The 15,872-nt window shown below is 50.4% G+C and carries 12 protein-coding genes; 8 read left to right on the forward strand and 4 right to left on the reverse strand.

What is annotated here, in order from left to right; all coding sequences use genetic code 11:
- Positions 1-63 precede the first annotated feature (63 nt).
- From ICL80_RS04785 to htpG, 5 genes are all read left to right on the forward strand, one after another.
- Positions 64-1,008: an ABC transporter ATP-binding protein gene (locus tag ICL80_RS04785; RefSeq protein WP_194214971.1), complete on the forward strand. Its 945-nt coding sequence runs from the start codon at positions 64-66 to the stop codon at positions 1,006-1,008.
- A 1-nt stretch (position 1,009) separates the two neighbouring features.
- Positions 1,010-1,756 (forward strand): ABC transporter permease subunit, encoded by a 747-nt coding sequence (locus tag ICL80_RS04790; RefSeq protein WP_194214972.1) that lies wholly within the window; start codon positions 1,010-1,012, stop codon positions 1,754-1,756.
- On the forward strand, positions 1,756-3,621 hold the full coding sequence (locus ICL80_RS04795) for a GldG family protein (protein ID WP_194214973.1): 1,866 nt from the start codon (positions 1,756-1,758) through the stop codon (positions 3,619-3,621). Before ICL80_RS04790 ends, ICL80_RS04795 begins: the two co-directional genes overlap by 1 nt.
- Before the next feature lie 36 nt (positions 3,622-3,657).
- On the forward strand, positions 3,658-4,704 hold the full coding sequence (locus ICL80_RS04800) for a DUF4340 domain-containing protein (RefSeq protein ID WP_194214974.1): 1,047 nt from the start codon (positions 3,658-3,660) through the stop codon (positions 4,702-4,704).
- Positions 4,705-4,844: 140 nt separating this feature from the next.
- Entirely contained in the window at positions 4,845-6,749 is a 1,905-nt protein-coding gene (htpG, locus tag ICL80_RS04805; protein ID WP_194214975.1) for a molecular chaperone HtpG, read from the forward strand.
- A 110-nt stretch (positions 6,750-6,859) separates the two neighbouring features.
- On the opposite strand, the gene ICL80_RS04810 is transcribed toward htpG, so the two are convergent.
- The 4 genes from ICL80_RS04810 to ICL80_RS04825 all read right to left on the reverse strand — a co-directional run bounded on the left by ICL80_RS04810 (position 6,860) and on the right by ICL80_RS04825 (position 12,394).
- Entirely contained in the window at positions 6,860-9,274 is a 2,415-nt protein-coding gene (locus ICL80_RS04810; protein WP_194214976.1) for a hypothetical protein, read from the reverse strand.
- A gap of 74 nt (positions 9,275-9,348) precedes the next feature.
- Positions 9,349-10,638 (reverse strand): HlyC/CorC family transporter, encoded by a 1,290-nt coding sequence (locus ICL80_RS04815; protein WP_194214977.1) that lies wholly within the window; start codon positions 10,636-10,638, stop codon positions 9,349-9,351.
- A 15-nt stretch (positions 10,639-10,653) separates the two neighbouring features.
- Positions 10,654-11,802: a 3-dehydroquinate synthase gene (gene aroB / locus ICL80_RS04820; protein ID WP_194214978.1), complete on the reverse strand. Its 1,149-nt coding sequence runs from the start codon at positions 11,800-11,802 to the stop codon at positions 10,654-10,656.
- Positions 11,795-12,394 (reverse strand): shikimate kinase, encoded by a 600-nt coding sequence (locus ICL80_RS04825; protein ID WP_194214979.1) that lies wholly within the window; start codon positions 12,392-12,394, stop codon positions 11,795-11,797. The genes aroB and ICL80_RS04825 overlap by 8 nt, the downstream gene beginning before the upstream one ends.
- 130 nt (positions 12,395-12,524) lie before the next feature.
- On the opposite strand from ICL80_RS04825, the gene ICL80_RS04830 reads away from it, so the two are divergent.
- From ICL80_RS04830 to ICL80_RS04840, 3 genes are read left to right on the forward strand one after another with little or no spacing between them, the layout of a single operon-like run.
- Positions 12,525-12,806 (forward strand): hypothetical protein, encoded by a 282-nt coding sequence (locus ICL80_RS04830; RefSeq protein ID WP_194215948.1) that lies wholly within the window; start codon positions 12,525-12,527, stop codon positions 12,804-12,806.
- Entirely contained in the window at positions 12,787-14,886 is a 2,100-nt protein-coding gene (locus ICL80_RS04835) for a hypothetical protein (RefSeq protein WP_194214980.1), read from the forward strand. Before ICL80_RS04830 ends, ICL80_RS04835 begins: the two co-directional genes overlap by 20 nt.
- Before the next feature lie 23 nt (positions 14,887-14,909).
- Positions 14,910-15,809, forward strand: coding sequence for a site-specific tyrosine recombinase XerD (locus ICL80_RS04840; protein ID WP_194214981.1), 900 nt, complete (start codon positions 14,910-14,912; stop codon positions 15,807-15,809).
- The last annotated feature ends 63 nt before the right edge of the window (positions 15,810-15,872 follow it).

Genomic DNA, 15,872 nt, shown 5'->3' on the forward strand with positions numbered 1-15,872 from the left:
GGGTCAAAGCCTCAATCTGGAGGCTTGTGAAAATACCTGAATGGCAAAAAGGGATAGAGTTATATGGACGTCTTACTTGAGGCGCGTAACCTAACAAAGCATTTCGGACCCCTGAAAGCGGTTAATGGTATTAGCCTGCAGGTTAAAAAGGGTGAAGTGCTTGGTTTTCTAGGGCCAAACGGCGCGGGTAAAACAACCACCATGAAAATGCTAACGGGCTTCCTGACCCCAACAGAGGGTGAAACCTATGTTTGCGGTGAAGCCATGTCGACAGAGAACCTGAAAGCCCGAAGCCATATGGGATACTTGCCGGAAGGGGCGCCACTTTACGGTGACATGACACCGCGTTCCTTTCTAAAGTTCATTGCCGCAGCGCACAATATTCCCGCAGTTGAAATTATGGATGTTGTTGAAAGCGCGGCGGGTGCTGTTCATCTATCAAACGTTATGGAACAGCGGATCGAAACCCTGTCAAAAGGCTACAAACGGCGGGTAGGGCTTGCGGCGGCTATTCTGCATGCGCCAGATGTTTTGGTGCTGGATGAGCCGACAGACGGGCTTGACCCAAACCAGAAGCACGAGGTGCGCCGCTTGATCGAGGCCATGTCGGTTAACCGGGCTATTATTATCTCAACCCATATTCTGGAAGAGGTGGAAGCCATTTGCCACCGGGCCGTTATTATTAACAAGGGCATGGTTGTGGCGGACGGTAGCCCGTCGGAGCTAAAAGCCCAGTCGCGTTACAAAAATGCGGTTACGCTGCTCTTGCCAAAAGCTGAGGCAGAAAAAGCGGCTGTGGCGCTGAAATCTATTAAGGCAATTGAAAGCGTGGAAGCTATTAATGAAGGTGACAATGTCAGGCTAACAGCTATTGCGCGGGGCCGCTCTGATATCGCGTCTATTGTGTCTGATGTTGCGTCTGTTAGTAACTGGGGGGTTAGTCAGTTTTCTGTTGATAGTGGCAGGCTGGATGATGTTTTCCGGCACCTAACAGAGGGGGAGGTATAATATGACATTCCATTCTGCTGTGTGCACCATTCTGCGCCGCGAGTTTGAATCGTATTTTCTGTCGCCGGTTGCCTATGTGTTTTTAGTAATATTCTTGGTACTTGAAGGTCTGTTTACATTTTATATTGGCGGCTTTTACGAGCGCGAGCAAGCAGACCTGATGCCCTTTTTTGCGTACCAGCCTTGGCTTTATCTGTTTCTAATGCCCGCTATTGGCATGCGGCTTTGGGCAGAGGAGCGCCGCAGTGGTACCTTTGAACTGCTTTTAACGCTGCCAATACCGCTGCCTGCCGTGGTGATAGGCAAATATCTGGCAGCCATTGCTTTTGCAGGCCTTGCCTTGTTGCTGACGTTCCCTATCTGGCTAACGGTAAACTGGCTTGGTGATCCTGATAACGGTATTATTATCACAGGCTATGTTGGCTCGCTTCTCATGGCATCCAGCTATCTGGCGATAGCCTCGGCTTTGTCTGCCATTACCAAAAATCAGGTAGTGGCCTTTATCCTTTCGGTAACTGTGTGTTTTCTGTTCTTGGTGTCTGGTCTTCCTATGGTGCTGGATGTGTTTACAGCATGGGCACCAGAGGCCTTTGTTCTGGCGGTTGCAAACCTGTCGATGCTGAGCCACTTTGACAGCCTGCAAAAGGGTGTGGTGGCCTTTAGCGATATTTTATATTTTGCGCTCGTGATTAGCCTATGGTTATGGATCAATTATGTTGTGGTTGAAACAAAGCGGGAGGCTGGATAATGGCAAAGCCTAGCCTTTTTAAGGGATTATTGAACCGGCCTGCCGGGCAAATTACCATGGCGGTTATTTTGTTTTTGGCATTAACTGTACTCGCAGACCGCTTTTTGCGGGGCTGGCAACTAGATCTTACAGCCGATAATCTGTACACGCTGTCGGACGGCACAGAAACCCTGCTGGCCTCGCTTGATGAGCCTGTGGTGCTGGAATATTACTTTTCGCGTAATCTGGCGGCGCCTTATGGCCAGTTGCTTGGGTACGGCAAGCGGGTGGAAGATACACTGCGCGCTGTTGTGGCAGCTAGTGACGGGATGGTTAAACTATCGGTCATTGACCCAGAGCCATTTTCAGAAGCTGAAGATGATGCAGTAGCCGCAGGCCTTAAAGGTGTGCCTATGGCCGATGGCTCCACGCTTTACATGGGGCTGAAAGCCAGTAACAGCCTTGACGGTGAGGCTGTGATACCGTTTTTTACAACAGAGCGGGAAAAGTTTCTGGAATATGATCTGGTGAAACTGATTGCCGGGTTTAATACTGCGACCAAGAAAAACCTGACACTTCTGACCAGCCTGCCCATGCAGTTTGGCCCCGGCGGTGCTGAGGCCATGATGTCTGGCAGGGCACAGCCTTATGTACTGTATGAGCAGCTTAGCGAATTTTTTAATTTGCAGGAAATCGCAGAAGACTTTAGCGAAATTCCGGCAGAAACTGACGTGTTGATGGTGGTACATCCACCAGCCTTGAATGATGATCAGCTTTTCCTGATCGACCAGTATGTTCTAAAAGGCGGGCGGGCACTTATTTTTCTTGATCCCCATGCAGAAGCGGCAAACCCGCGCGCTTATGCGCCCAGTGCCTCAACGCTTGGCCCGCTTCTTGGCGCTTGGGGTGTTGCTATGCCAGAGGGTAAGGTTGTGGGGGATGCTGCCTTGGCGCAGCGTGTGCAAATGGGCGGCCTTGGCCCTGACAGCGTGAAAGATTATGTTTTCTGGCTTGGTATCAACCATGAATTCATGACAGACGACGATATTGTAACCGGGTCAATTGATAACCTTAATTTTGCCACCAGCGGTGTGTTGGAGCAGCTCGACGGTGCAACAACACAGTTTCAGCCGCTTGTAACAACAAGCGCTGCCTCGATGCTGTTTGATGCCAGCCGTGCTGTTGGCATGCCTGAGCCTGACCGGCTTTTAAAAGACCTGAAACCAACGGGTATTTCCTATACGCTTTCTGCGCGGGTGAGTGGGCCTGCAAAAACGGCCTTCTCTGATAAAGCAGCAGCAGATGCTGGGCCTGTGAATAATCCATCGGTATCAGAAGGGGATATCAACATCGTGCTCACAGCCGATACCGATATTTTTGATGATCGTTTCTGGGTGCAGTTGCAGGAACTGCTCGGCCAGCGCATTGTGGTGCCTATTGCCGGTAATGGCAGTTTTATTTTAAATCTGGCCGAGCATATCGTGGGGTCAGAGGCTTTGCTTGGCCTGCGGGGGCGCGGCATTGCCAAGCGGCCTTTCACAGTGGTAGATAGCCTGCGGCGCGAGGCAGAAACCAAATATCTGGCAGAAGAAGAAGCGCTGCAAAAACAGCTTCAGAATACAGAAATGCGTATTTCTGAATTGGAAGCGCAAGAGCCAGAAGGCGGCGCTATTCTGTCAACCGAGCAGGAAGCAGAGATAGAAGGCTTCCGGGGGCAATTGCTGGAAACCAGAAAAGCGCTTCGGGAAGTAAACCGCAGCCTACGCGCAGAAATTGTCGGGCTTGGCAAATGGCTTGCCTTTATCAACATTGCCTTGGTACCGGTCCTGATTATCCTCATCGTGCTTATCAGGCTTTGGCTGCTGCGCCGCCGTACTGCCGAGTGATATATAAAATGCAATCATCAGGGCCAATAATTACATATGACTGCGAAAAATTTCATGTCTGAACGCATTACCAATATTCTAGGCTATGCCACCCTTGTTGCCATTATGGCGGCAATCTGGATCATGTTTGGCGAAGACCCGGCGCTGGATCAGGGCGGGCGCGGCGAACCCACATTCGAAGGGCTGGTCGACAAGATTAATGACACGACTACTGTAACATTAAAACAGGCGGGCACCACCACCACGCTTGTGAAAGACGGTGCTGTGTGGCGGGTTCAGGAGCGCGGTGGCTATCCGGCAGAAACGGAAACTGTGACAGCTTTCTTGAAAGGGCTGGCACTGTCAAAACGCCGGGAACCGAAAACATCAAACGCAGACAGATATGATGTGCTGGGCCTCGCCGCTGAAGCTGTTAGCATTAGCTTGCAAAGCTCTGACAACAAAGATTTTCTGCATTTCAAAATGGGCAAGCGCGCAAGCAATGCGTCTGGTCGTTCGCTCACCTATATTGTGCAAGAAACCGACACCCGCTCGTGGCTGGTAACGGGGCTGGAAGATGCGTCGGCCGACCCAGCTACATGGCTTGATAAAACCTTGCTGTCGATCGATGATGCCCGCGTGCGCGATGTATCACTGGGCGGGGTGTGGCTTACTCGCAAGCAGGGCGAAAGCGATTATAAAGTGCAGGGCCTGAGGGCTGGCGAAGAAGCCGCTGCCACCTGGAAATTGAGCGAACCGGCACGGGTGATCACAAGCCTTTCATTTGATGATGTGAAAGAGCTTGCAAACCCGCTTGTTGATCCTGCTGGTGTGGTGGAGCTGTCAACATATTACGGGCTGGTGCTGTCGTTGAAGCTGTTTGATATGGGGGGTAGCTTGTATGTGCAGGTTTTAGCCAGCGCTGACACGAGCGCCCATAAGCAGGGTGCGGGCACTGTGGACGACATGCCCGTTGTTGATGCAGCAGCAGAAGCAGGGGCTATCAACCATAAAACCCGGGGCTGGGTTTACAGGCTCTCATCTGCGGATAGCGATATTTTAAGCCGCAGCCGGGCCGATTTTATTGTCGAAAAAACAGAATAACCGGATTCATATCTGCTCTGCCTCTTGAAGCACCGGGATAAATCCCTAAATGAAGACAACATTTTTCTAATGCGATGCAGCAGGTTTTCTGTTTCATCCACCAAACCTGAACAATACGGAAGTTAGGCCAGAGGATACATATGTCAGAGACAACAGCCGAACCAAAAACTGAAAAAATGGGATTTGAAACCGAAGTATCGCGCCTTTTGCATATGATGGTGCATTCTGTTTATTCGGACCGCGAAATTTTCCTGCGGGAGCTGATCTCGAATGCGTCTGATGCGTGCGATAAACTGCGCTATGAAGCGCTTACCAACCCCGGCCTTAAAACCGGCAAGGATTTTGGCATCGCCATCACGGTTGATAAAGCCGCTAAAACCATCACGGTTGCCGATAACGGCGTTGGTATGAACCGCGAAGAGCTGATCGCGAACCTTGGCACCATCGCGCGCTCTGGCACGGCGAACTTTGTGAACGAACTAACCGGCGACAGCAAAAAAGACGTGCAGCTTATCGGCCAGTTTGGTGTGGGCTTTTATTCTGTTTTCATGGTGGCAGACAGTGTTGTTGTAACCACAAAAAAAGCGGGTGATACAACAGCATGGCGCTGGACCAGTACCGGCGAAGGCACGTATGAGATCGGCGAAGCTGAAAAAGCGTCTGAGGGTACAAATATTGTGCTGAACATCAAGGATGATGCTGATGAGTTCCTTGAGCAGTACCGCCTGAAAAACATTGTCACCACCTACAGCGACCATATTGCCGTACCGATTACACTAGCCATAAAAGGCGGTGATGAGGCTGATAAAGAAGCCGAAGAAGCAAAGGTTGTTAACAATGGCTCTGCCATCTGGGCGCGGCCAAAATCAGACATAACTGACGAACAGTATGCCGAGTTTTATAAGCATGTTGGCCACGCATTTGACGAGCCCGCCCACCGCCTGCATTATAAGGTAGAGGGCATGCAGGAATATACGGTCCTGCTGTTTATCCCAACCGCCAAACCGATGGACCTGTTTGACCCAGCGCGTAAAAACCGCGTGAAACTGTATGTAAAGCGCGTGTTTATTTCTGACGAAGGCACAGACCTGCTGCCGGGTTGGCTGCGCTTTATGCGCGGTGTGGTTGATAGCCAAGACCTGCCCCTGAACGTCAGCCGCGAGATGCTGCAAAACAACCCTGTTGTTGCACGCATGTCAAAAGCGATCACCAACAAGGTGCTGGGAGAACTGGAAACACTGGCGACAAAAGAAACCGAAAAGTTCGAAAAAATCTGGACTGAATTTGGCGCTGTTATCAAGGAAGGCATCTACGAAGATTTTGCCCGCCGCGATCAGTTGCTGAAACTCGCGCGGTTTAAATCAACGAACGGTGACGGCTGGACCAGCCTTGCCGATTATGTTGCCCGCATGAAAGACAAGCAGTCGAAAATCTATTATATCACCGGTCTGGATGAAAAGAACCTGCGCAGAAGCCCCCAGATTGAGGGCTTTAAATCTCGTGGTCTTGAAGTGCTTATTCTGCCGGACGCGGTGGATGATTTCTGGCTGCAAGGTGCGCCTGATTTTGAAGGCAAACCTTTTGCCTCAGTGACCCGTGGCAGCAGTGACCTTGACGATATCGCCGAATCTGACACGGCTGAGAAAAAAGACAAAGCCCCAGAGGGCGAGGTCACAACGCTTATTACCCTCATGAAAGAAGTGCTGGGCGATAAGGTGTCTGATGTGCGCGCCTCCAGCCGCCTGACAGAAACCGCATCCTGCCTTGTGGCATCTGACACCGGCATGGATATGGCGATGGAGCGCTTGCTGAAGGCCCATAACCAGCTTGATAGTGTGACCGCGAAGGTGCTGGAAATTAACCCCTCACACGGGCTTATTAAAACGCTGGCCCATAAAGCGGGCGACAAGGGCGCGCTTGATAGCCTCACTGACCCGGTGTGGCTGGTGTTCGACCAAGCCCGTATTCTGGAAGGCGACACACTGGATGACCCATCAGCTTTTGCTCGCCGCCTGAGCAGCGCACTGGAAAAAGGCTTAGCGTAAGCCTGAGTGCCATACTGGGACACCCGCGTAGGTGGGTGTCCCAGTATGGCAGTGAAACTGGACTCCCTTCCCTCGGCTTTCTGCCTCACCGGGAATGACAGATGATAATGTCAGGCACGTAAAAAACCAAGGGAGTAGACTTGCGGTCTCAGCTTCTGGCTTAAGGTTTTATAAGCATTTTCAAACAATGAGAAGTCAATGGTGACATAATCACCGCTTTCATTGCGCTTTTTCAAGGCATTACGGACCTGATACCAGCCTACATCAGGTCGGTTGAGCTTAAGTTCATCACGGACACTATGAACATCGGTTTTTGAAAAATATTCTTGCCATAAGTCGCGGCCAGCATCCAGAACGGCAAGGGCTTCGAAAGAAAGTTTTTTGTCTACTAGGTACTGGGCCATAAAATCAGATTCAAAGCGGTCAGGGGCACCCACTTCTACTTCAGTATAGGGGATGAAATGATTCACGATCGACCATTTTGCACCATTCCATTCGAGATCGTTGGCGCTGGCTGTCAGGTTACTGCCGCTAAATAGCATCCATATCAGGCAATCAGTCTTGAATTCATCAGATACAGGGACAGGTGGTTGTAAGAATTGGTCACGATCATTGAGCCACGTAGGTTTTATAAGACGCCTGACCGAAAATATGATTGCGGCTTTCCATAAGTTCTCTGGGGTTGCATAAAAACCTCGTCCGCTCCCATAACCAGAGGAAAAAATCATGGTTTTATTGCCTGCGTTTTGTAGATCATTTCCTGCACAGTTCACCCAAGCTAAAGCACCATCAGCCCATTTTGTGCCTCGTAGATCTCCCTTGGCTGTCGCTGGTGTGATGGCATTCTTTAAAGGAACAACCTTGGTATTGTTAGTTGCAGGTCTATCCACCCAATCGGTTAGTAAAGGTTTATCTGAGGGGTTGAAAAATATCTTTTCGCCGATGGGTTGAGCCTGTTTATCCAAGACTTCGACAGATATTTCTGTAATAGTTTCTTTTTTGGGGGTCACCATATTAGTTTTCCAGATCAGAAAACCGATAGGAAAATTACCCTTCAAGCCGTCAAAAGCTCGACTGGGCACAATAAACCCATCCATGTATTTCACCTGCCAAGTGGTTCGAAACATATCAAGTGTGGGTGCATTAACATATTTTAATGTACTGAATATCGCCAAGGTGGCTGTTGGAATTTCTTTTGCGACCCTTGCAATAAATTGAGTATATAATTCATTACGGGCCTTTCCATATTCCGTCATAGCAGTGGCTGCAAATTTTGTTTTGGCAACGCCGCTTTTATTTTCTGCATTTTCTTTAATGGCTGTATTTTCGGAATTGGTTGCTTCAGCGTAGGGCGGATTGATAAGCACCAGAATTTTTTTGCCCTCCGCAATGGCCTTTTTAAGGCCTTCAGGCATTTTATTGGTCAGGCTATAGTCAATTTGCCCATCATCCGTAATGTCATCATTCAAATAATCATACTGAAAGCGAGTTGCGGCAACACAGGTTTTGGTGGCTCTCATCACATCCACATCAGCTTGGTCTAGTGTGCTCATATATATGTTGCGCGGGTTCGAATGTTTAACTTCCAGGTTCCCGACACCACAGCACATATCCCACACAATATAGTTTTTTTGCCAGTTTTTACCCAAGGTCTCTGTGAGTTTGTCATAAGCCTTATCCACCACATGCAGCGGGGTGTAATAAGCCCCTTTAAAGCTGCGTTCATCAAGTGGGATAAGGCTGTCACGCCGCTCGAGTAAATAATTGCGGTATTCGGCTTTGGGTGGTCGATGGTAAATTGCCCAAAACTGGCGATATCCTTCCATATTACCTAGGTCATAGTTATGCCCTTCAAGGGTAAAAACAGGCTTGTCACCTTTGTGCAGTAATTCTGCGGGTAAATCTACATGTGTGGCGTATGTACCGTCACTCATAATATCGGCAAAGAATAGAAGGGCGTATTTATCTTCGCTAACACCTGTAATTTCCCGCCCAATCATATTGACCCATTTATCGAAAACCTGTTTCAGGTTATCAGGCGTGATCTGGGCGCGGATAATATCGCCTGATTTAATTGCGGCTTTGGTGGTGCTGATAAACTCTTCAGCGTGCGTTGATATTTTAAAGGAGACAAAGTGGGTCCCGATATGGGTTGAGACCTCATCCAGTGCTTCTTTGGGAAACTGGCTGGCAGATTTTCCCCATTTGATGGTTTTCTTTTTAAGAAACGGTACAACGTCAGATGTTTTCATCAACGCAGCTTTCTCACAGTCAATAACTGCGAGAAATGGTGGTAGTGGTTCGCCTTTGTCCAGATCGGCTTGAACGTAATGAAGTAACTGCGTGAACATGGCATAGGTGGATGTGCCACCCTTGTCCTTCGCCTCAAACCAGATTTCCTTGGTGCGAATATCAATCAGCCCCTTGGTAAAGCTTTTTAGACTGAGAGCTTTGATATAAATGTCTTTTACATCTTCTTCGGTTTTTGCGTGCTGGAGATTTTGATAAAGATTGGCTGCAGTCATCGTCTTATACACCCCACATTAAACGTATAACTACAGTATCTTGTTTAGCCAAATAGGCAAACTTTTAGGGATGTTTACCGCAGTTTCTTCACTTTCAGGCCGGTGATCTGGTTGCGGCTGCGGGATGTAATTTCGTACTTAAAGCCATCAAAAACATAAGTTTTGCCAACAATGGGGATGGTCTCGGCCTTGTGGATCACAAGGCCCGCAATTGTGGTGGCATCGTCATCTGGCAGGTGCCAGTCCATCATGCGGTTCAGGTCGCGCAGTGAAACCGTGCCCTCCACCTGCACATAGCCGTCTGTCAGTGTTTCCACACCGGGCACTTCAAAGTCATGCTCGTCTGCAATATCACCGACAATTTCTTCCAGAATATCTTCAAGCGATAAAAGGCCCTGAATATCGCCGTATTCATCCACCACCAGCGCAAAGTGTGATTTACGCTCCAGAAACGCGTTCAGCTGTTCCTTTAGGGTTGTTGTCTCGGGCACAAACCATGGTTTGGTCATAATGCGGCGGGCATTAATGCGGTGCATCTGGCCGCCAGCACGGCGAATAGCACGCAGCACGTCTTTGGCGTGCAGCACCCCGATAATATTTTCCACATTACCGTCATAGACAGGCAGGCGGGTATAAGGGCTGCGCACAACAATGGAAACAATCGCCTCTGGTTTGGCATTAATATTAATCGCCTGCATGCTGGACCGGTGGACCATCACGTCCTGCACGGTGATATCTTCGAGATCAAGGATAGACCCCAGCATGTGCTGGTCTTCTTTTACCAGCCCGCCTTCGTGGCGGTGCAGGTCTATGGTGCCGCGAATGTCATCTTGCGCTGAAAGCGCATGGCCCATTTCTGAAATATCTACCCCGATCATGCGCAGGGTAAAGCGCACAATAAGCCGTACCATGGTCACAATAGGCGCAAACACGGTTACAATGATGGTAATGAACCATGCAACAGCAAGCGCCACCCGGTCAGGGTTTGCAATCGCGTATGACTTGGGCAGCACCTCGGCAAATATCAGCACCAGAAAGGTCATGACAAGGGTGGCATATACCACACCCTGTTCGCCAGCCAGTGTCAAAAACAGGCTGGTGGCAAGGGCTGATGCCAGAATGTTCACCAGATTATTGCCAAGCAAAATGGCACCGATCAGGCGTTCTTTGTCTTCAATCAGTTTTTCAACCCGCTTGGCCTGTTTGCTGCCATCTTTAGCAGCTTTGTGGATGCGGGCCTTCGATGCGGCGGTCAGTGCAGTTTCAGAACCGGAAAAAAAGCCAGACAGAAACAAAAGCGCCAGAATGATGCTGCCGGTTATCCATAAGTGACTGTCACTAAGGGTGGCGCTAAGGCCGTCCATAACGTGCTCCAAAAATTACTGGGTTACTGTACCGCACACAGAATCATGCAGAACCGCCTGCACAAGGTCAAGGTCTATCCCGCGGTGCATGGCTGCTTTGCCAATACCCCCCAGAATAAAACCAACAGAACCGGCTTTTGCCTTCTTGTCTTTCGCCATATGGGAAAGCAGCTTGCCTGCGTCAAGTGGCACACCAATATCGGCGGCAGACCATTTCATACCTACAGATTTAAGGTGGTTTATCAGCATGTCGCGCTCATCAGGGTTTGCAAGGCCAAGGCGCACAGAAAGATCTAGGGCCATGACCATGCCGATCGCGACACCTTCACCGTGCAGCAGGGTGCCATCATAGCCGCATTCTGCCTCTAGCGCATGGCCAAAAGTATGGCCAAGGTTCAGAAGCGCGCGCTTGCCGCTTTCGCGTTCATCCTCTGCCACTACACGGGCTTTTGCCTCGCAGCTTACTTTTATCGCTTCTGTTTGTACGGCAAGCTGGCGGTTGCTGCTTGTATCAAACATGGTTTTACCATTTTCCAGCAGCCAGCCGAAAAATGTAGGGTCGTCAATCAGGCCGTATTTCAATACCTCGGCGTAGCCTGCTTGCAGTTCGCGCACAGGCAGGGTTTTCAGCACGTAAGGGTCTATAAGCACCCCAAGCGGCTGGTGAAACGCGCCAACAAGGTTTTTGCCGTGGGCTGTGTTAATGCCGGTTTTGCCGCCAACACTGCTGTCTACTTGCGACAGCAAGGTGGTGGGTATCTGGATAAAATCGATCCCGCGCAGCAAGCTGGCCGCCACAAAGCCCGCAAGATCCCCAATAACGCCGCCGCCAAGCGCCAAGATCACATCGCTGCGTTCAATTTTGCAGGCAAGCAGGTCATTTAGCAGTTTTTCATAGACGGCAAAAGATTTGGTTGCTTCGCCAGGGGTAAGGTGAAACCAGTGCGCCGTAATGCCGCCGCGTGCAAGAGCTGCTGCGACTTTGCTTTCATAAAGGCCTGCAACGGTTGTCTCGGTTATCACAAACACGCGGTTTGCTTTCAAAAGCGGCTTTAGGTGTGTTTCCAGTTCATCAAGCAAGCCGCCTTTAATGATAATATCATAAGACCTGTCGCCAAGCGGCAGGTGCACGGTTGCCAGTAACGGGTTTGGGGAGTTAGGCATTTTTCTTTTTGCGTCTCTGTTTCTGGTGGCTTTTCATAGCCTTTACAATACTGTCAACAACCTCGTCGTGCGGGCCTTCGGCCGACATAACCTTCAGGTCGGCTTCTGCATAGTAGGGGTTGCGGGCCTTTGCAAGGCGGGTCAGAATTTCTTCCGGGTTGCCTTCTTTTAAAAGGGGGCGGGTTTCTTTTCTGGAAGTGCGTTCAACCAGCACATCAATATCGGCATCAAGCCAGATGGAAAGGCCCTTTTTTTTGATCAACTCGCGGGTTTCATCATTAATAAAGGCGCCGCCGCCAGTTGCTATTACCTGGGGGGTGCCGTCCAGCAGGCGGGCAATCACCCGGCGTTCCCCGGCTCTGAACTCTTCTTCGCCGTAAGCTTCAAAAATTTCTGCAACGGTCATATCGGCTGCTTTTTCGATCTCGTGATCAGAATCAACAAACTCAAGCCCCAGTTTTTTGGCAAGCCGCCTACCAACGGTGGTTTTCCCTGCGCCCATCAGCCCAATAAGAACAATGGTTTTGTTCGCCGCCGGCTGATTCCGGGGTCGCTTTGGGGGGCTCGCAGGTTTATTCCTTTTTTCTTGCATAGCAGTCTTTATAAACACGCCTTGCAAACCGCCAAGTTTTTTTTGCAGTTAGACAGATAGAATTTTATTTTGACTTCATAGTTTGGCCGTAATGTGATGACAAATTCAGGCTCTGAAACCGGTGCGGCGCATGTGGCACACAGCGGCCCGCTGTGGCACAAATTTGGCACAGAATGCTGGCACTGCGCCGACTGGCTGGACTTGGCGAATAGCATCCTTTATGAAGGAAGAAAGCTATTCCCCATCGTGCGGGGACAACAGGGATCTTGGTATGTCAAAACTTACGAAAATTATTACGATAGCGGTTCTGGTCGGCCTTGTCAGCGGCGCAGTTTTTTTAATGACGTGGGATATTCCTGCGCCATCAGAAAATGTTTCAAAGACACTGAACAATGATCGTTTCCCGTCGTAAGCTACGGGCATTTTTGGCGGGGGATACTATGTTTTTGAAAAGCGCGCTTTTTGCCGCAACCTTTGCAATTGCACCGTTTTCTGCGGGGTTTGCGCAAGATGAAGACGCTGGAACCAGCGCCGAACAGCCTGTAGAGGCTGGTCAGGATGCAAAGCCAGAGACCGCAATAGAGCCTGCTGTAAAAGATAAAAATACCCGCAGTTTTTATTATCTGGGCGGTAAGCCCGTGCCTGCCCGCCAGCAGGGGCCAACCCTGCCGCCGCCGGTCTCTATTCTGCCACAACCTTATGTACCAAAAGGCAGTGTAACAGTGCCGCCAGCCCCAGATACACGGATACCGGGCGCTGCAGAAATAACCACAGGCACCATGCCTGATGGCACAGCAAGTGTGCCAGATGAGAATACTGTGCCAGATGACGCTGATATGCAGGAAACTGAGGGAGATCAAGGTGTTGGGGCAGAAGATCAGTTTTTAGAGGTCAGTGCGCTCGAGCAGCTCGATCCTTCCGCTATGGGTGTTTTGCCGCGCGGTGAAGGGTATGCGCGCGATTTTTGGGCCGGGTTACAGCGGGCGCAAATCATTGAAAGATATAAGATATTTTCAAAGTATGCGGCATCCCCCGCCCTGAAGGCTATTGCTAACAGAGCGGCGCTCTCAGGCTTTATATTACCGGCTCCTGAAAGCGACACAGATATTATTTCCATGCTCGATTCTCGCCTTTCTTTGCTTGAAAATACGGGCAATAGCGAGGGGTACCGCGCTCTTTTGGCAAAATTGCCAGCGGGTCGTGACTGGTCTGGCCTCGCCCGTCATTTTAGCAATGCTTACCTGCTAGACGGCAGGTTAGGGGATGCCTGCGCACTGGCGGCAACACAGCGCGCAGTAGATGCAAACCCTTATTGGGTGCGGATTGCAGCTTTTTGCAAAGCCGCTAACGCAGACCGGCAAGGCGTTGATTTTGAATTACAAATTCTTTCAGAAGTGATTGATATTCAGCCCGCGTTCTATAAGCTGATTGACCAGATTTTGATTGAGGCAGAGCAAGGTGGCAGCACCGTTTTGGCCAGTGGCAGTGCCATTACCTACCCTATGAAAGTGGAACTGCTGGAAACCGCGATGGCGCGGCTCGCACGCGCAACAATTGAAATGATCAACCCGGAAGGCGCTAACCCTCTTGCGTATAAAGCATTACTTGCCCTGCCGGGCCTAAGTGGCAGCGCTAAAATAGCTTTGCTTGATCTGGGCCTGAAACAGGGGCTGGTATCAGGCGCTGAAATAGCGGCTTTTGCCCAGAGCGCCAAAGCTTCCGAGATAGCAGACGCGCATACATTATCGGATGCCGATGCTATGGGCTTTGATGTTGATGCTGCCTTGTTGCAACAGGCGGCGACTGCTGATGATCAGTCGCAAGCTGCCTTGATACGGGACTTTTGGGCGGCTAGTCAGGCTGGACATTATAGTGTTGCTGTAGCATCTGGCCTGGTGAAGCTTGCGGACACAAAAGCTGTGACAGCTTTGTCACCGTTTGTTGCCGAAATAGTTTTCCGCGCAGCTCTGGTGAGCGAAGATTATAAAGCTGCTCAAAGCTGGTTTACAGCCCTTAGGGGCAGCTCTGCTGGTGCTGATAGCAGTGTTGATGCCCAGCTTCTTTCGTCGGCACCGCTTGCGGCTATTGCAGGCCTTGACGGTGCGCCGAGCGTAACGCCTGACAGCCTTTTGGCATGGTGGCACGGCGCAGAAAAGGCCCCCACAGCTTATGCAAAAGCGAACCTGCTGTTTTCTGTGCTGGATGCGCTCGGCGAAACTGTACCTGACGATGCATGGGAGCAACTGGACAATGGCCCGGTAGCGGCTGAAGCAAAAGCTGTGAATCCGGCCCAGTGGCGCGGCTATATAAAGGCGGTACAGAGCGGCAATAAAAGCCTTGCTCTTGTTTATGCCTTCCGGTTGGCATCAGGCGGTACGGCGGCGATACCTGCAACGCTTGCGGGGTCGCTTATTGGCAATCTCAAGGATCTTGGTTTTGAGCGGGAGGCACGGCAGCTTGCTGTTGAAATGTTGGTTGCTCAGGGCCTTTAGAACCCTTTATACAGGTCAAATGCATGCGCAATAATGATGTGCTTGATCAGTTTCTGGAAATGCTGGCCGCTGAAAAGGGCAGAGCACAAAATAGCTTACTGGCTTATGAACGTGATTTACAGGACTTTGCATCCGTAACAGCCGTGTCTTTTATGACGGCAGACGCGGAAGATATAAGGCAATATCTAGCCGTTCTCCATAAAAGCGGGTTAAAGCCCAATACCATTGCCCGCCGGCTATCTGCCCTGCGGCAACTGTTTCTGTTTTTATACCGTGACGGCCTGCGCACGGATAACCCAGCGACCAATATTGAAAGCCCGCGCAAAGCCAAGCCCTTGCCGAAGGTTTTGTCGGAGAGCAATGTTGACCGGCTTCTTGATACGGCTGAAAGCTTCGCGGCAAGTGGTAAGCTTGAGGATTTAAGGCTGCATGCCTTGATGGAAACACTCTATGCGACAGGTTTTCGTATTAGCGAGCTGGTGACACTGCCAAGGCGCAGTGTTGGTGCAGATTCTGTGATGATTATGGTGAAGGGCAAAGGCGGGCGTGAGCGGATGGTGCCCCTTGGCGACAAGGCCCGTCGGGCTATTCAGGCATATGTATATGCGCTTGATAAAACTAAAGGCCCTGCTTCGCTGTATCTGTTTCCGTCACGTGGTGCTGAAGGCCACCTGACACGGCGCCGTGTGGGCCAGTTGATGAAAGATTTGGCGGTGGCTGCTGGCGTGATGCCAAGCACTGTAAGCCCGCATATTTTGCGTCATGCCTTTGCCACGCACTTGCTGGAAAACGGCGCAGATTTGCGGGCTGTGCAACAAATGCTGGGGCATGCAGATATATCCACAACCCAGATTTATACCCATGTTTTGGAGGCACGAATGAAATCGCTTGTCTTGACAAAGCACCCGTTAAGTGATTCCTAGAAATGAACCGCCATAATAGAATGCTTGACTTATGGCAGATGATACCGGATTTTGCGCGCCGCG

This window comes from Kordiimonas pumila, assembly GCF_015240255.1.
In the GTDB taxonomy this organism is placed as follows: domain Bacteria; phylum Pseudomonadota; class Alphaproteobacteria; order Sphingomonadales; family Kordiimonadaceae; genus Kordiimonas; species Kordiimonas pumila.